Here is an 18,468-nt window from a genome sequence, read left to right on the forward strand (position 1 = left end):
AAAGGTCAGATTCAGGCGCTGGTTACGGGTTTCGGCTCACTTTTCGTTTGCGCATTTTCCAGCATACGACGCACCGGAACAATGAGCACCGTCAGAACAGCGGCACAAATCAGCAGGGCGATGGAGCAGCGCGCGAAGAGGTCCGGCAGCATATCCAGCTGATCGGCTTTCACATGACCGCCAATCAGGCCCGCCGCCAGGTTGCCCAGCGCACTGGCGCAGAACCACAGCCCCATCATCTGACCGCGCATTCTTTCCGGGGCCAGCAGGGTCATGGTTGCCAGACCAATCGGGCTCAGGCACAGTTCACCGAGGGTCAGCATCAGAATACTGCCCACCAGCCAGAACGGGGAGACACCCGCTCCACCGTTACTGAGGACGTTCTGCGCCGCCAGCATCATCAGGCCAAAGCCCCCTGCCGCGCACAGAATACCGATCACGAACTTGGTGATGCTGCTCGGGCGAATGTTGTTTTTCGCCAGTTTAGGCCACGCCCAGCTAAAGACCGGCGCCAGCAGAATAATAAACAGGGCGTTAATCGACTGGAACCACACCGCCGGGATTTCAAAATCGCCGATCATGCGATTGGTGTAGTCATTGGCAAACAGGTTGAACGAGGTCGGCTTTTGCTCGAACGCAGACCAGAAGAAGGCCGCAGAGACCAGCAGGATGAAGCAGACCAGCAGTCTGGCGCGCTCTTTCCGGTTCAGGCCGGCAAAGGCAAACAGCCAGATGAAATAGAGCGCCACGGAGGCGGCAATCACATACACCAGTACGCTGGCCACGGCGACCGGGTTGATGACAATCACGCCCTGGGCAATCAGGGTGACAATAATCGCAATACCTACTGCCAGTGCCAGCAGCCAGCCGCCGACACCGTTTTTCTTCGCTACCGGGCTGTTCCAGGTGGAGTCCAGCCCCACTTCGCTGTCGTAGCGCTTCATCGACGGCACGGCAAAGAGGCGGAAGATGACCAGCGCCACCAGCATCCCGATGCCGCCGATACCAAAGCCCCAGTGCCAGCCGTGGGATTTAATCAACCAGCCGGAGATCAGCGGCGCGATAAACGACCCCATGTTGATGCCCATATAGAACAGCGAGAAGCCGCCGTCACGACGCGCATCGCCTTTCTTATACAGGGTGCCGACCATTACCGAGATACAGGTTTTGAACAGGCCAGAGCCAAGGACAATAAACATCAGACCGATAAAGAACAGGTTGTTACCCATCACCGCCGACAGCGCAATCGACAGGTGGCCGAGCGCAATCAGAATCGAGCCGTACCAGACCGCTCTCTGCTGGCCGAGCCAGTTATCCGCCAGCCAGCCGCCCGGCAGCGCGGCCAGGTACATGGTTCCGGCGAAGATACCGACGATAGCGGAGGCATTCTCACGCGCCAGCCCCATGCCGCCGTCATAGACGGTGGCCGCCATAAACAGAATTAGCAGCGGACGAATACCGTAAAACGAGAAGCGCTCCCACATCTCCGTGAAGAAGAGCGCGCCGAGCGGATAAGGATGGCCGAAGAAAGTTCGGCTTTCTTTTTTATTAACAGAGGATTGCATAATTCTCCCGAGAAGATGTGTCGTCGTACTTGTTAGCACCGGAAGTCAGCCGCCCCGTTAGCATTCGGGTGGCTTTTTTACATCCGGCGAAATGTTATTTAACCATTTGATAACCTGAAGCAACTTTTGTCCAGCCCCCACCCCACCCTCAAAAGATGAAAGTTCGACAATCGTCTTATTTCTTAGATTTTATGTTGGATAAACATGAATAGTGATTGACATCACATCAATATTTATTCGCCCCAGTCAGGCATAAAAAAACCCGCGACAGGCGCGGGTTTTTTGGCAGAGCAGCAAGGATTATTTGCTTTTCTTGATGTGTTTAATCAATCGCTTACGTTTACGCATCTGGTTCGGCGTCAGGGTGTTGCGTTTGTTAGCAAACGGGTTATCCCCTTCCTTGAACTGGATACGGATCGGCGTACCCATTACGTCCAGCGATTTGCGGAAGTAGTTCATCAGGTAACGTTTGTAGGAGTCCGGCAGATCCTTCACCTGGTTACCGTGGATAACCACGATCGGTGGGTTATAACCACCGGCGTGCGCATACTTCAGCTTCACGCGACGACCGCGCACCAGCGGTGGCTGATGGTCTTCTGCCGCCATGGTCATGATGCGGGTCAGCATCGCGGTACCGACACGGCGGGTGGAGCTGTCGTAGGCTTCGCGTACGGATTCAAACAGGTTGCCGACGCCGCTACCGTGCAGGGCAGAGATGAAATGCACACGAGCAAAGTCGATAAAGCCCAGACGGAAGTCGAGGGTCTCTTTCACCTGCTCACGCACTTCATTGCTCAGGCCATCCCACTTGTTGACGACGATAACCAGTGAGCGCCCACTGTTGAGGATAAAGCCGAGCAGGGAGAGATCCTGATCGGAGATACCTTCACGGGCATCGATAACCAGCATCACCACGTTGGCGTCTTCAATCGCCTGCAGGGTTTTGATTACCGAGAATTTTTCCACCACATCGGTAATTTTGCCGCGCTTACGCACGCCCGCGGTGTCGATCAGCACATATTCACGCTCGTCGCGCTGCATCGGGATGTAGATGCTGTCACGGGTCGTGCCCGGCATGTCGTACACCACCACGCGGTCTTCACCGAGAATACGGTTAGTAAGCGTTGACTTACCAACGTTTGGACGGCCCACAATCGCCAGCTTGATCGGCAGATCCTGCGGGTTGAAGTCGTCTTCAGGCTCTTCTTCTTCGCCCTCTTCGCCTTCTTCGAACTGCGCCCAGTATTCGGCGTCTTCGTCGACCTCTTCCGGCGGGTTGATCTCGTCAACGAACGGCAGCAGCGCGGTTTCCAGCAGGCTGGTCACGCCACGACCGTGAGAGGCAGCAATCGGGTAGATATCGCCCAGGCCTAATGACCAGAAATCGGCCATCGCCTGATCGGGATCGATACCGTCAGTTTTGTTCGCCACCAGGAAGGTGGCTTTTTCACGCGAGCGCAGGTGCTTGGCGATGGCAGAGTCGGCAGGCATCAGGCCCGCGCGCGCATCAACCATAAACAGCACGATGTCGGCCTCTTCGATCGCCAGCAGGGATTGCTCCGCCATGCGGGTTTCAACGCCGTCCTCTGTCCCGTCGATACCACCGGTATCGATACAGATAAACTCACGACCTTCCACTTCTGCACGACCGTACTTACGGTCACGCGTGAGCCCCGGGAAATCCGCAACCAGCGCATCACGGGTGCGTGTTAAACGGTTAAAAAGAGTGGATTTTCCAACGTTCGGGCGCCCGACAAGCGCGACCACAGGTACCATGTTTAAAGCCTCATAAAATTCGATATCACGTCGCATTTGCGGCGTTTTTTAAAAAATCAAAACGGCCCCTGAAGCAACAGGAGCCGTTGAGTATACTACAACCGCGGTGATTAACGCGTGATCGCGTACAGCGTGCCGTCTTTTGCCTGGATCAGCAGTTTACCGTCAACCGATACCGGCTCGGTCAGGAAGCCGGAACTGTCGACCTTCGCCTGCGCGACAAAACGACCGTTGCTTGGGTCAATCCAGTGCATATAGCCTTCGCTATCACCCACCACCAGGCTGCCGTTATAGAGTGCCGGCGCGGTCAGCAGACGGTGCAGCAGATCGCTTTGCGTCCACAGCGTCACGCCGCCTTCGGTGCTCAGGGCCAGCACGCGATCGTTCTGATCGACCAGATAGATGCGGTTGCCGTCAACGATGAAATCGTTCACCGAGCCCAGCTCACGTTTCCACATGATCTGACCACTACGCAGATCCATCGCGGTCAGGTTGCCGTTATAGGCCAGCGCATACACAACGCCATTCACGATAACCGGCGTGGTATCGACGTCGCTCAGACGGTCGATTTCGGTCGGACCGGTAGCCTGAGAGATACGCTGCTGCCAGATCAGCTGACCTTGCTGCATCAGTACGGCGCTAACGCGACCGTTATCACCGCCGACAATGGCGGCACCAAACGCGGTAGCCGGAGCCGATTCGCCGCGCAGGGAGAGCGCAGGCATATCCAGGTTCACGGTCCATTTCACCGCGCCGTCAGTTTCATTCAGCGCCTGAAGCTGACCGTTTGCGGTATGCACCAGCACCATGCCGTCGCTGACGACCGGACGAGAGAGCGTTTCGCCCGCCACGCGCGTCTGCCAGGCAATGGAACCATCGCTGGCGTTAAGAGCATAGACCTGTGCCTTCTCGCTGCCGATATAGACATGGCCACCGGCAACCGTTACACCACCGGAGAGCAGCGCAGGCGTGCGTGACAGCCAGCCGCTTTTTTCTGCGAGGTTGACCGACCACACTTCTTTGCCGTCGTCGGCATTCAGGGCTTTTACCGTGCCCTTGCGGTCAGCCGCATAGACAATGCCGTCCGCAGAAGCCGGATGCAGGTTAGAGTAGAAATCACCAATCCCGTCGCCCACGGAGGTGCTCCAGGCGGTAGAAGGTTCAAACTGGTTTTCAACCGTCGGCAGTGGCGACATGGTCACGACATCTTCTTCACCGCTGAACAGTGAACAGCCGCTCAATAACGTAACGGAAAGCAGTCCTGGCAGAAGTAATTTACGCAATTGCATCGGGTCCCTCTCAGACGGACAAATTATTTATTTTCATCTGCAGCATTTCGCTCAGCGCTGGCGAGGCGTTGCTTTTCACACCCGCTTCCCACGCGCTGCGCGCGCCCTGTTTGTCACCTTTGCTCAGCAATGCTTCGCCACGCAGGTCGGCAACAATGGCGGCGTAACCTTCACCTTTAACGCTGTCCAGCGTTTTCAGCGCGTCGTCAGTTTTCTTCTGCTGAACCTGAATACGGGCGAGACGCAGGTTGATAACCGCTTTCAGATTATCGTCGCTTGCTGATGCCAGACCCTGCTGCAGCTGGGCTGCCGCTTTGTCCAGTTCATTTTTATCAACAAACTGCTGAGCCACTTCCAGAGAAGCCAGCGCACCGTAGGTGTTTTTGTTGTCCGCGGCAAATTTCTCTGCCGCCGCCAGCGTTTGTGGCTGATCGGCGCGGATTGCGCTCACGGTATTTTCATACTGTAAGGAAGAACCACGGGCTGAGTCGACCTGATGATTGTTCCAGTAACGCCAGCCCACCAGCGCGCCTATACCTAAAATGACCCCAACAGCCAGGGCTTTGCCGTTTTCAGCAAAGAAGCGTTTAAGTGCATCAACCTGGTCGTTTTCGTTCTCGTAAATTTCCACGCAGTCCTTCTCCTTAGCCCAGTAGAGTGCGCAAGTGCGCCGCAACGCCGTCCTGCGTTACCGTTGTTTGCTCACCAGAGCGCAGATCTTTCACTACCACTTCGCCGTTAGCCACTTCTGACTCGCCAAGTACCAGTGCGATACGCGCGCCCCACTTATCGGCACGGGCGAACTGTTTTTTAAAGTTGCCGCCGCCGTGGTTGGTCATCAGCTTAGCCTCCGGGAGCGCATCGCGCACGCGTTCGGCAAGCTGCATTGCCGCAGGCTGCGTTTCCGCGCCTGAGGCTACCAGGTATATATCGACAACAGGATCGGCTTTAAATTCCGGATTAACTGCCTGAACTAACAAAACAAGTCGCTCAAGGCCCATGGCGAAGCCAACGGCAGGTGCAGGGCGACCGCCTAACTGCTCAACCAGACCGTCATAACGACCGCCGGCACAGACAGTTCCCTGGGAACCCAGGCTGGTGGTGACCCACTCAAAGACGGTGCGGTTATAGTAGTCCAGACCGCGTACCAGGCGCTGGTTGACCGTATAGGTAATACCGGCAGCTTCCAGCAGTTTGCACAGACCGGCAAAGTGTTCGCGGGAGTCGTCATCCAGATAATCACCCAGCGCAGGCGCATCGTTCAGCAGCGCCTGTACGTCCGGGTTCTTGGAGTCCAGCACGCGCAGCGGGTTGCTGTACATACGACGCTTGCAGTCTTCGTCCAGCTTCTCTTTGTGCAGTTCCAGGAACGCCACCAGCGCATCGCGGTAGTTAGCGCGCGCTTCAAGAGAACCGATAGAGTTCAGCTCCAGCGTAACGTGTTCAGCGATGCCCAGCGCACGCCACCAGCGCGCGGTAAGCATGATCAGCTCAGCGTCGATATCCGGCCCCTGCAGGCCAAAGGCTTCGACACCCAGCTGGTTAAACTGGCGGTAGCGGCCCTTCTGCGGACGTTCGTGGCGGAACATTGGGCCGATATACCACAGGCGTTGCTCCTGATTGTACAGGAGACCATGCTCGATGCCGGCGCGAACACAGCCCGCCGTACCTTCCGGACGTAAAGTCAGGCTGTCGCCGTTACGATCCTCAAAGGTGTACATCTCTTTTTCAACCACATCGGTCACTTCGCCGATAGCGCGTTTGAATAACGGGGTCTGCTCTACAATCGGCAAACGGATTTCGCTGTAACCGTAGCTGCCGAGCACCTGCTTCAGGGTGCCTTCAATGCGCTGCCAGATGGCGGTCTCGGCAGGCAGATAATCGTTCATGCCGCGAATGGCTTGAATATTCTTTGCCACGTTTGTTCTCTTTCTATAGACAAAAATGAACCCTGGGGTTCATAACCGAAGGGTTCAATCATACACAGGAAGCATACCGCTTCCCATCACGTTATTTTTCGACCTGGTGCACGCTGATGCGCTGCGCTTCATCAAGCATGGTCGCTTTGGCGCGGATTCGGGCTTCAAGCTGATCGATCATGTCGCTATTATCCAGACGATCTTTGCGAACGCCATCTTCATAGAGACCACTTTTCTTGTTGCCGCCCGTTACGCCAAGCGTTGATACCAGCGCTTCACCCGGACCGTTTACCACACAGCCGATAATCGAGACGTCCATTGGGGTGATGATATCTTCCAGACGCTGCTCAAGGGCATTCACGGTACCGATGACATCGAACTCCTGACGCGAACAGGTCGGGCAGGCGATAAAGTTGATGCCACGGGAACGGATACGCAGGGATTTCAGAATATCGAAACCGACTTTGATCTCTTCGACCGGATCGGCGGCCAGCGAGACGCGCAGGGTGTCGCCAATGCCTTCGTTCAGCAGCAGGCCGAGGCCAATGGCTGACTTCACCGCCCCACTGCGCGCACCACCGGCCTCGGTGATCCCCAGGTGCAGCGGCTGATCGATCTGCTTCGCCAGCAGACGATAGGATTCAACGGCAAGGAAAACGTCAGAGGCTTTCACGCTGACTTTGAACTGATCGAAGTTCAGGCGATCGAGATGATCCACATGACGCATGGCCGATTCCAGCAGCGCCTGCGGCGTCGGTTCGCCATACTTTTCCTGCAGATCCTTTTCCAGAGAACCGGCGTTCACGCCGATACGGATGGGGATGTTTTTATCGCGGGCGCAGTCCACCACCGCACGAATACGCTCTTCGCTGCCGATATTGCCGGGGTTGATACGCAGACAATCGACACCGTATTCCGCCACTTTCAGCGCGATGCGGTAATCGAAGTGAATATCGGCAACCAGCGGAACAGAGACCTGCTGCTTGATGAGTTTGAATGCTTCTGCCGCATCCATCGTTGGCACGGAAACGCGAACAATGTCCGCGCCTACGCGTTCTAACGCTTTGATCTGATTGACCGTCGCTTCCACATCCGTGGTGCGGGTGTTGGTCATCGACTGAACGGCGATGGGCGCACCATCACCGATTGGCACATTCCCGACGTAAATACGTTTCGATTTTCTACGTGGAATAGGAGCCTGGTTATGCATGAAAAATCTCCCGCGTTGCCTGTCCGTTACTTACTGTGCTGCTGATTGTTCGGCATTTACGGTCAGACGTGCAACCTGGTTAGTTCTGATAAAACGGCTCAGATCGACAGGTTTACCCTGGAACTGGATCTGGACCGCAGCCGGAGCACCAATCTTGAGTTTGTACGGCGCCTGGCCTGTCAGGTTTAAATTACCGTCTTTACGCTGCAGACCGCTGAACAGCTTTTTGCCCGTCGCATCGGTCACTTCCAGCCAGCAGTCGGCGGTGAAGTTCATCACCAGCGCGTTCGGGTCAACAGGTGCTGCCGACACGCCTGCCGGATCGGCAGGTAAGGTCTGAGTGGTATCCGCCGTTGCTGCAGGCGCGGTTGCAGGTGCAGTCTCGACGTTAGCCTGAGAAGGCGACACCACCGCATTGTCTGCCGGTGCCTGCGCCGTCTGATCCGCGGCTGGCGCAGCAGTTTGCGCCGTTGCCATATCCTGAGTGCCGGTCGCTGGCGTCTGTGAATCGCTGGCGCTTGCAGAGGCATCGGTATTCAGAGGAATGCTCTGGGCACCGTCGCCCGCTGAGTTATTGAGTTCGGCGGAAGTTTGATCGGCCATAGTGGTGATCTCTTCCTGCTGCGCTTTGTGGTTCTGCCACCACCACGCGCCTGTCAGGCCGATGACCACAAACAGCACCAGCCAGGTGAAACTCATCAGCCAGCCATCACGTTTTTTACGGCGTTTGCCCAGCGAAAAACTCTGCATCGGCGCGACTTTCGCCGCTCTGACCGGTGCCTGTTTTTCCATCATTGGCAGCAGTTCGTTTTCAGGGATATGAACCAGTTTCGCATAGGAGCGGATATAACCACGCAGAAACGTTGAAGCAAGATCGGCAGGAGCCTTATCTTCTTCAATATCGCGGACCGTGGAAACCTTCAGACATAAGCGCTCCGCAACAGCTTGCTGGCTTAGTCCGAGTTGTTCACGGGCGTTACGAAGACGTACGCCAGTGGAAAGTGCTGCATTTTGGTCGTGAGTGGCTTCAGTATTCATTCGCTACAACTACTGGTACGTGAAAAGTGAGGATCCTGGCGCCGGTGAGTCACAATGCCACCCGCACCGCGAAACTTCTGGTCAGTTAACCTAATGACCCCGCCCAACGCTGTCAGGTTATCTTTGACAGAAGCGGCCTGGCAGTGAGGCTAAACTGTTGTTGCGTCGTTACATACTGCCTCAAAGTCATATAAAACGCACCGTAATTATTACCCATATGCCGGCGCAATGACTGTTTATTCGCATCCGTAGCCGCCACGGCGCAATTCCTGCGCCGTGACTGCATAATAATTACACGGACTTGATCGCGATGGCGTCGCCCTGCATGCGTTTACGCAGCGTACGCTTGGTGCGGTCGATAACGTCACCAGCCAGCTGACCACAGGCGGCATCGATATCATCACCGCGGGTTTTACGCACAATAGTAGTAAAGCCATACTCCATCAGAACCTTGGAGAAGCGGTCGATACGGCTGTTTGAGCTACGGCCATACGGCGCGCCCGGGAACGGGTTCCATGGGATCAGGTTGATCTTACACGGCGTGTCTTTCAACAGTGCCGCCAGCTCGTGGGCGTGTTCGGTACCGTCGTTGACATGATCCAGCATGACGTACTCAATGGTGACGCGACCCTGGTTGGCGTTGGACTTCGAAATGTAGCCACGAACCGAGTTCAGGAAGGTCTCAATGTTGTACTTCTTGTTGATGGGCACGATCTCATCGCGGATGGTATCGTTTGGCGCGTGCAGCGAAATCGCCAGCGCCACGTCAATCATATCGCCGAGCTTATCCAGCGCAGGAACAACGCCTGAGGTAGAGAGCGTAACGCGACGTTTGGACAGGCCAAAACCGAAGTCGTCGAGCATGATTTCCATCGCCGGAACCACGTTGGTCAGGTTCAGCAGCGGCTCGCCCATCCCCATCATCACCACGTTGGTGATTGGACGGGTGCCGGTGATTTTTGCCGCACCGACGATTTTCGCCGCACGCCACACCTGGCCGATGATCTCTGACACGCGCAGGTTACGGTTAAAGCCCTGCTGCGCCGTGGAGCAGAATTTACACTCCAGCGCACAACCCACCTGGGAGGAGACGCAGAGGGTAGCGCGATCGTCTTCCGGGATGTAAACCGTTTCAACACGCTGATCGCCAACCGCAATGGCCCATTTGATGGTGCCGTCAGCGGAACGCTGCTCTTCCACCACTTCCGGCGCGCGGATTTCGGCCACTTCTTTCAGCTTGTTGCGCAGCACTTTGTTGATGTCGGTCATCTCATCAAAGTTGTCGCTGCAATAGTGGTACATCCATTTCATGACCTGGTCGGCACGAAACGGCTTCTCGCCCATCTCTTTGAAGAACTCGCGCATCTGCTGACGGTTCAAATCCAGCAGGTTGATTTTTCCATTTTTATTCGGAACCGCAGGAATGGCGACTTCGGAGGTGTTAACTAATTCAGACATAATATATTCCGGCCTCGTTGTTACACGTTATGGCCCGTGGAGGGTTGAAAAGAAACGCCCCGGAAAGCGATCGGCTCATCCGGGGCGTTACATTGTACAAAGTCTGGTGCAGGGATGCCACGTTTGCACGCGGCATTTACGAAAATAATGTGTAAACGAAACCGTTATATTAACGGGTACGCGGACACACTTCGCCTTCAGCGAAGAAGTAGGCGATTTCGCGTTTAGCAGATTCTACGGAGTCGGAACCGTGGGTGCCGTTCTCGGTGAAGCTGTCAGCGTAGTCTGCACGCAGTGTACCTGCCAGCGCGTTGTCCGGGTTAGTGGCACCCAGCAGATCGCGGTGACGCTGAACGGCATTTTCGCCTTCCAGAACGGAAACCACGATTGGGCCAGAGGTCATGAACTCAACCAGGCCGTCGAAGAATGGGCGACCTTCGTGCTCAGCATAGAAACCGCGAGCCTGCTCAACGGTCAGATGCAGCATTTTGGTACCAACAATTTTGAACCCTGCCGCTTCAAAGCGCGCAAAGATGCTGCCAATAACGTTTTTTGCCACCGCGTTTGGCTTGATGATGGAAAAAGTACGTTCAATAGCCATGATTACCTCTGTGATTTGTTCTGTTGTTATGCATTCATGCGTAATATGTGGCGCGGATTATAATGAGCATTAGCGCCATTGCCTATGGATGCATGTAACATTTTTTTAAAATAAGACGAGTATTAACAACAGATCCTCTTCAAAATGCCTTTTATCTATTGCAGCGTAAAATCCACGGTCGCCACCTGCCCCGCCTCATCCAATACCAGTAGCTGATAATCTCCTGCATTTTCAAGCTGCAACGTATACATTCGCCCCTGGACGTTCAGCGGTTCGCCATTAAGAAACCACCAGCGCGGTCCCTCGCTGCCGCTGACCTGCAGAGGTAACGAGACGCGCGACTCGCCCGGCAGACGCTTAATCACAGCCCCCTGACGAATACCGGAGAGCAGCAGCGGCGCCGGGAAGGTCTGACCGAGCGGTGGACAGGTTGCAGACGCGGGCGGGATGCGGGCAGATCGTCGCTCTGCCTGAGGCAGCCACGGCTCCAGCGGCAGCGGCCAGACGTCGACGCTTTTTTCCTGCGCCTGCGGGCAGTCTGCCGCCACCCGCTTACCGCTGTTATCCAGCCAGATCGGAAAATGAATGCCGCGGATGCCCTCCTGCTCCGGCAGTAACAGCGTCGGCGGCTGGCTCCCTTCGAGCAGCCACGTCGCGAGTCGACGGCGGCAGTTGCTGTCCCCGTCTGGCAGCGACTGCCCGCCCGGCCAGCAAATCACCCCGCGGCTAACGGAGGCCGGGCGCGGATCGAGCGGCAGACGCGCCTCATCCAGCGCCGATCGCGACTGCAGCAGGTTATTAACCTGATTCAACACCGGCACGGCGCTGGCAAAACCAAACTGCCCGGCGACCGGGGTGCCGTCCGGCCTGCCGGTCCAGACCCCGATAACGTAGCGCGCATTCAGCCCTATCGCCCACGCATCGCGATAGCCATAGCTGGTGCCGGTTTTTATTGCCAGCGGTACCACCTGAGCAAGCGCGCTGTCGGGTAACGGCTGCGCCTCGTTGGCAAGAATGCGTCGGATGATCCACGCGGACCCAGGCGAGAGTAAAGGCCGTTCCAGCAGCGGGTCGTCGGGTTTCAGGCGCAGCTTCCCTGCCCGACCCTGACGGGCAAACGCGCTGTATGCCGCGGCGATATCCGCCAGACGCGCCCCGGCGCCCCCGAGAATCAGGGACAGGTTCGGCTGAGCCCCTGCGGGCAGGAGAAGCGGTAAACCGGCGTTACGCAGCATTCCGGCAAACTTCTTCGGCCCGTAGGCCTCCAGCACCTGGACGGCGGGCAGGTTCAGGGATCTCACCAGCGCCTCGCTCATGCTCACTGGGCCGTGAAAGCCGCTGTCAAAGTTACCCGGACGGTAATCGCCGGTGCGTCGCGGAACATCCTGCAACAGCGAGGCGGGATGGATCAGCCCGTCATCCATCGCCAGGCCATAGACAAAGGGCTTCAGCACCGATCCCGGGGATCGGATCGCGCTGATCATGTCCACATGGCTAAAGCGGCTGTCGTCGTTGATGTCGACCGACCCCACCCAGCCGCGCACCTTCATATCGGTATGATCCAGGACGATCATCGCCAGTGAGCTGCGGGGCGGCAGGCGGGACTTCCAGTTCAGGGCCAACTCCTCCAGCTGACGCTGCAGCGTGGCATCCAGCGTCGTCACCACTTTGCTGTCGCGGCTTTTGCCCAGCATCATGCGCGAGAACAGCGGCGCCAGCTGCGGCATCTGGCGGGGCGCCAGCCAGACGGGTTCCTCCTGCGACTCTTTGACCTGGCGGGCGGACCAGACGCCCTGGGATGCCATCCGGTTGAGGACTTTATTACGTGCCGCCTCTGCCCGCTGCGGCCAGCGATCCGGTCGCAAACGGCTCGGCGCCTGCGGCAGAACGGCAAGCAGGGCGGCTTCGGAGTAGCTTAGTTGCGCAGGGGATTTTCCCAGATAGGCCCAGCTGGCGGCCCCCACGCCCTGTAGCGTGCCGCCAAACGGGGCGCGGTTCAGATAGAGCGTCAGGATCTCAGCTTTGGAGAGGTGCCACTCCAGCTGGAGCGCCCGCCAGAGCTGGCGCACTTTACCCCCCAGCGTACGGGAGTGCGGATCCAGCAGGCGCGCTACCTGCATGGTCAGCGTACTTCCGCCCGAGATCACCTTTCCGGCAGTGAGATCCTGCCAGGCGGCGCGCAGCACAGAGAACGGGTTAACGCCGGGATGATCCCAGAACCAGCGATCTTCATACTGGATCAGCGCCTCGAGATAGCGGGGTGAAACCTCTTCGATGGTGACCGGATAGCGCCAGATCCCGTCGCGATCGGCAAATCGCCACAACGGAATGCCCTTTTCATCTACCACCACGCGGGCAGGATTGACCTCGTGTAACGGTAGCGGCCACAGGCGATCGGCGGCCACGACGGCGCCCCATAGCAGAAGAAGCGCTCCCGCCAGCCACAGCCAGCGGGAGCGTAACAGAGAGCGGCGCTGCACGTTACGGAACGACAGTTAGCGGGCCGCTGGCCGCACCCGTTGCCCGCCACTGCGGTACGTACATGGACTCCACCATCGGCACCGGCACCGCGTAGGTTCCCGGGGTGACGGCACGGGCCAGATAGACCAGCGTCACTGGCTCATAATTTTTCACCGACACGGCGGCGACAAAGCGATCGTCACGGAACTCCATATGCTGGATATCCGCCTGCTGCATCTGGTTGAGCAGGTTTTGTACCTCGCTGCCGCTCTCCTGCAGGCTGGCGCTGCTGCTGGCGAGGTTCTGGTTTTCCAACTCCAGCCCCGCAGGCAGCAGATCCACCACCAGCGCATCCGGCACGTTCTTACTGGCGCGCACGGTCAGCCAGACCAGCACCAGCTCCCCGCTTTTCAGGGAGGAGAGCGACTTGCTGCTGCCGTCGGTGGCCAGAATCTGTCGTTCAATTTTCAGCACGTTCGAGGCGGGCTGCGGCGCATATTGCGGATAACCGCTGCTGTCCAGACGCACCCACAGCGGTGCAGTGCCGGTATTGGTCACCTGCAGGGCGGCCAGTTGATCGGCATTAAGATTTTGCACCTGCGGTTTGTCTCCCCGCATATTGTCTTCTTTAAACGACGTGGTGGCCTGCCACTCTCCGGTGAGTTTCTGTACGGAACGCCCCGCCAGGAACAGAGCGTTACTCTCCTGCGTTGAGAGCCAGCGCTGGCTGTACGCCTGCTCAGAAAGCACATTCAGCAGCGTATTCTGAGCGTTCGGCAGCAGTTTGTACTCTTCCAGCAGGCTGAGCATCATGGCGTTATCGCGAAGCGGGCTGCCGTAATCGGCCAGCCAGCTTTGCGTTTCGCTACGCGGCGTTTTGATGGCCAGATCCAGCGCCTGCTGGCTGCGCGGCGCATCCCCCATCAGCTTCAGCGCCAGGCCAAGCTGCATCAGCGGCAGGCCCGATTTGGCCTGACCATGACGATCCCAGATTTCACGCAGCGCCCCCAGCGGCGCTTTTTGCTGACGAGCCAGCACCAGCGCGGCATAGGCCTGGATGGCAAATTTGCTGGCGGTGGTGTTCTCGCTGTAGCGGACAGACATCATGCCCGGATCCTGCAGATAGCGCAGCAGGCGGTTGTTGGCGTTGGTAATGGCCTCAGCCGGGACGCTGTAACCCTGCTCGCCTGCCCGCACCAGGAAATCAGTGACGTAGGCGGTAAGCCAGTACTCTTCCTCACCGTTCTTATCCCACAGGGCAAAGCCACCGTTGTCACGCTGCATCTGCAGCAGGCGGGAGATACCGATCTCAATAGCCGCGCGACGTTTCTCGTCGCTGTCACCCTTGATCCCTAACGCGCTCAGTTGGGCGGCATTGGTATACAGAGACGGGAAAAGACCGCTGGTGGTCTGTTCCAGACAGCCGTACGGATAGGCCTGCAGCTCACGAATGTAGCGGGCCAGATTGAGCGGCGGCTTGCCGCTGAGCAGAAGCTGCCCCTGTAAGGTCACCGGCGAGAAATTCGCCAGATGCTGTTCCGGCGCATGCCAGCTTTCGCCCGGATTGAGCATGGTACCGGTGTTCACCGTCTGCGCCGGGAACGCCGGACGCACGCCGATTTTCCAGCTCTTCTGCTGCGGGGCAAAGGTTTCGCCGGGCAGCGTCAGGCCGTTTACCTGCGCGACGATTTCGCCCTCGCCGTAACCTTCCAGCGCCCGCACCGGAATAAACAGCGTCGAGCGTTCACCCGCGGCCAGTGTAACCGACTGCGGCTGGGCCCCTTCCAGCGCCAGATTACCGCCAGCGGTCAGGGCGACGTTCAGGGTCTGCGGACGATCGGTGAGGTTAGTCAGATCCAGCGTCAGCCTGGCGCTATCGCCGCTGGCCAGGAAGCGCGGCGTGTTCAGCTCGGTGATCACCGGTGCGGCAACGATGATTTTGCTCTCGCTGCTGCCAAAATCATCGTCGGTCCAGGCCTGGGCCATCAGACGCAGTTCGCCGTTAAAATCGCCAATCGGCAACGAAACAGTGCCCTCCCCGTTGGCGTCCAGCTCTACCGGCTGCGCCTGCTGGGCGATAATGGTGACGTGGTTAACCGGCGGTTTGCCGCCACGCTTGAGCTCATCGCCGTCGCCGCCAAAGCGCAGCGACGCCAGACGCCCCTGGCCTTCAATGACCTGTCCGTAGATGTCGTAGATGTCCGCGCCATAGCGCTTCTGACCAAAGAACGCCTGCCACGGATCCGGGGTGACATAATCGGTAATGTTGAGTACGCCGCTGTCCACCGCCGAAACCAGCACGTTAACTTTCTGCGGGGTCGTCCCCTCTTTCACGCTGGCTTTCACTTTCACCGTCAGCGTCTGGTCAGGGCGCATTTTGGGCGGGTTCTCCAGGGCAATACTCAGACGACGGTTCTCATCGCCCATCGGCAGATGCAGCAAGCCTACAGCCCGTTTTGGCGTGGCCGATTTGGATTTATCGCCAGGGCGAACCACCAGCGTGGAGAGGTAAAGATCGTGGCGTTTCCAGGCTTTATCTACCGGGATCGTCATATCCAGCCCTTCAGCCGGGACGTCGATCTCTTTCCACCACAGCGGCCCTTCGCTGGATTCAATCATCGCATAGCCTTTACCTGCCGCCGGGGCGGCAATGTGCAGCTTGATGGTATCCCCTGGCTGATAGGCCGGTTTGTCCAGCTTCAGGGTGACGCGATCCGGTCGCGCCGCGCCGGAGCCGTCGCTGTTATCCTGCCAGCTGTAGCCCGCCCAGAAGCGCACGCTGCTCACCGCCTCATCCGGGGCTTTCACCTCCAGACGGTAGGAGCCCCACTCCACCGGGAAGCTCACTTTCCCCGTTTCGTCCGCGGCCAGATCCAGCGCCTGCTCGCCTTCGATCAGATCTTTTTGATCAAACTGCGACTGCCAGCCGTCACTTTCCGACCAGGTCCAGGCGTAGTCCCGACGTTCGCGGATCAGGCGAACCTGCAGACCAGAAACGGCTTTTTTCGCTCCGCTGGCATCAGCGTAGACAATATCGAACCCGGCCTGGCTGTTCTCCTCCACAATCGGCTGGTTGACGGTGGTATCGGTGCGGTAGTCATAGACCGCTTTGCTGGCGAACTGCGGACGAATGCCCGGCAGGGTGGCCGCTGGCCAGACGGCCTGTTCCGCCCGGCGGGTCACCGGACGTCCGCCGGATTCCAGCAGGCTGGCCTGTAAAATAACCTGCAGCGGGGAGTGCGTCTCTTTCCACTGGCTTTCGCTGGTCACCTGACCCTGCCCTTGTTCGTCCAGGGTCAGCTGCACTTCGTCGAGGCTGCGGCTCAGGTTCTCTTCGGCGATATCGCCAAACTGGAAGCCCGGCAGTGCGGCCACGGCGTCACGCAGCGGGCGTAAAAAGAGCTGTCCTTGCAGGCTGTTGCCGTTGGCGGGGGCGCCGTACAGGTAATACCCCGTCACGTCGAACGCGACATCATCCTGCGGCGCAACCGGCGCTTTTTGCCCGGCAATATTGAGCGCCATGCGCTCTGGCATAAAATCTTCGACGTGGAAATCCCACATCCGCTGCTGGTTATCGCCGGTACTGGCGCGCACATGCCACATGCCGGTCTGCGCCCCGCTATCAAGGGGATAGTCAAAGCGATAGAGACCGTTTTCCGGCTGGCTGACCACGGTACGAGCTACCTGGCCGTCCGGGCGTAGCACCTCCAGCTTCACCGGCTGGTCGGGCAGCGGTTTGCCGTCGCTGTCGCGCAGCAGGCCGTTGAGGATCAGCGTTTCGCCCGGGCGGTAGAGATCGCGCGGACCAAACATAAAGAATTGCTTGTTCAGGCCTGGCGCGCCGGAGATGGCAAACTCCGCCAGATCCAGTGCCGGAAGGGTGAGATCCAAAAGCGTGGTCTGCCCATCTTTACGGGCGAGAAGCAGCGCGGCCGCTTTATCTGTTTGCAACGTCGCGTGACCGTCGGCATCGCTCGACGCCTGGGCCAGCGTCTGCCCTTTATCGTTAAGCAACAGCACTTCAATGCCCGACTGCGCCGCGCCGTTCTCCAGGCTCTGGGTAAAGATATCCAGTCGGTTATGGTAGCGGTGGGCGGAGAGACCAATATCGCTGAGGGTAAAGAGCGTGGCGGCGTTGCTGTAGTTATAGTGCCCGGCCTGATTCATCACCGCGATGTAGACCCCCGCCTGCTGTAGCGGCTTGATCTCAGCCAGCGGCAGCAGCAGTTTCTCGCGGGTATTGCGCGCCGGGTTAAGGTCGAAGCGGCCGGTATAGACCAGATCGGCCATCTTCAGCAGATTGTCGGATTCCCAGTTGGTAAGCGAACTGCGGTACTCCCACTGGCTGACGAACGCGGCCAGGGACTCGGGTTTGACCCGGTAGAAATTCACATCGACGTTGTTTACGTTCAGCGCCATTACCGGCAACCCTTCTACCACCTTGCCCGGCAGCAGCGAGCCGCGGCTGGCGAAGCCCACGGTCGGCTCAATATCGCGGGTGGTGATGGTTTTTTCGATATCTCTGCCCAGCGTGGCTTTATTCAGCCCAAGCAGCGCGCGCTCGACGGTGACCACCAGATTCCGGTTTGACTCCAGATGGCGCAGGCGCAGCTCCTTCAGATTAGGCGCCAGCTCCCATGCCCCATCAACCTTGCCGCTTTTTTTGTCCACCACGTGCACGGTGCGGGCAAAATCCTGGGCGGGATCGAGGGGAACCGAGAAGGTCAGCACCAGGGCTGCCGCACCGTCAAGCTGGAGCTCTGAAGCATCCAGCAGGGTCAGCGCCTTGCCCTGGCTCTGCGCTGCCAGTTTTTCCAGCGTGGCGCCGTCAGGCTTCGCCGGGACAGTCGGCTGTGTGGTGGATGCAGCCGCCGCAGCGGGCGCCTGGGGTTTGGGCTTATCGTCACTGTTGTCACAGCCGATAAGCGCCAGTGAAGTGAGCAGCGCTAATGAAAGTGCGGCGAAGCGAAACGGTTTCATCCTTTATCCCTGGCCTCTCGGGCCTGTTGGTCGTCGTCGGGGTAAGTATTATCCGCAAGTTTCATTAATACAAAAGCACTCAATCCAATTACGGACAGCGCCTCGCAAAATAATTATCAGCATTAAAAATTCCGCTGCTACGGCGATCACAGCGCATAAGGTTACATGTAAC

11 protein-coding genes are annotated in these 18,468 nt (G+C 58.1%); all 11 read right to left on the bottom strand.

Translation table 11 applies throughout. The annotated features are described in order from the left end of the window. Positions 1-11: 11 nt before the first annotated feature. Positions 12-1,565, bottom strand: coding sequence for a peptide MFS transporter (locus tag C3406_RS20070; protein WP_103824632.1), 1,554 nt, complete (start codon positions 1,563-1,565; stop codon positions 12-14). Positions 1,566-1,865: 300 nt separating this feature from the next. Beyond that, entirely contained in the window at positions 1,866-3,341 is a 1,476-nt protein-coding gene (gene der, locus C3406_RS20075; protein WP_103824707.1) for a ribosome biogenesis GTPase Der, read from the bottom strand. A 110-nt stretch (positions 3,342-3,451) separates the two neighbouring features. Beyond that, the gene (gene bamB, locus C3406_RS20080) at positions 3,452-4,630 is read right to left on the bottom strand and encodes an outer membrane protein assembly factor BamB (RefSeq protein WP_103824631.1); all 1,179 of its coding nucleotides are present in this window, start codon (positions 4,628-4,630) and stop codon (positions 3,452-3,454) included. Between the two features lie 10 nt (positions 4,631-4,640). After that, complete coding sequence (locus C3406_RS20085; RefSeq protein ID WP_103824630.1) at positions 4,641-5,261, bottom strand: YfgM family protein; 621 nt, start codon at positions 5,259-5,261, stop codon at positions 4,641-4,643. Between the two features lie 13 nt (positions 5,262-5,274). Then, positions 5,275-6,549: a histidine--tRNA ligase gene (gene hisS, locus C3406_RS20090; RefSeq protein ID WP_103824629.1), complete on the bottom strand. Its 1,275-nt coding sequence runs from the start codon at positions 6,547-6,549 to the stop codon at positions 5,275-5,277. A 91-nt stretch (positions 6,550-6,640) separates the two neighbouring features. Continuing rightward, positions 6,641-7,759, bottom strand: coding sequence for a flavodoxin-dependent (E)-4-hydroxy-3-methylbut-2-enyl-diphosphate synthase (gene ispG, locus C3406_RS20095; RefSeq protein ID WP_103824628.1), 1,119 nt, complete (start codon positions 7,757-7,759; stop codon positions 6,641-6,643). Between the two features lie 30 nt (positions 7,760-7,789). Continuing rightward, the gene (rodZ, locus tag C3406_RS20100) at positions 7,790-8,797 is read right to left on the bottom strand and encodes a cytoskeleton protein RodZ (protein WP_103824627.1); all 1,008 of its coding nucleotides are present in this window, start codon (positions 8,795-8,797) and stop codon (positions 7,790-7,792) included. Between the two features lie 291 nt (positions 8,798-9,088). Further along, a complete protein-coding gene (gene rlmN, locus C3406_RS20105; RefSeq protein ID WP_103180711.1) occupies positions 9,089-10,255 on the bottom strand; it encodes a dual-specificity RNA methyltransferase RlmN in 1,167 nt (388 codons plus the stop codon). 169 nt (positions 10,256-10,424) lie between these two features. Beyond that, positions 10,425-10,856 (bottom strand): nucleoside-diphosphate kinase, encoded by a 432-nt coding sequence (gene ndk / locus C3406_RS20110; protein ID WP_039029721.1) that lies wholly within the window; start codon positions 10,854-10,856, stop codon positions 10,425-10,427. A gap of 155 nt (positions 10,857-11,011) precedes the next feature. Then, positions 11,012-13,336 carry a peptidoglycan glycosyltransferase PbpC gene (gene pbpC / locus C3406_RS20115; RefSeq protein WP_103824626.1) on the bottom strand — a complete coding sequence of 775 codons (2,325 nt, stop codon included), beginning with the start codon at positions 13,334-13,336 and terminating at the stop codon, positions 11,012-11,014. A 1-nt stretch (position 13,337) separates the two neighbouring features. Beyond that, complete coding sequence (locus C3406_RS20120; protein ID WP_103824625.1) at positions 13,338-18,296, bottom strand: alpha-2-macroglobulin family protein; 4,959 nt, start codon at positions 18,294-18,296, stop codon at positions 13,338-13,340. Positions 18,297-18,468 lie beyond the last annotated feature (172 nt).

It is taken from the genome of Leclercia sp. LSNIH8 (assembly GCF_002920195.1).
Lineage (GTDB): Bacteria > Pseudomonadota > Gammaproteobacteria > Enterobacterales > Enterobacteriaceae > Enterobacter.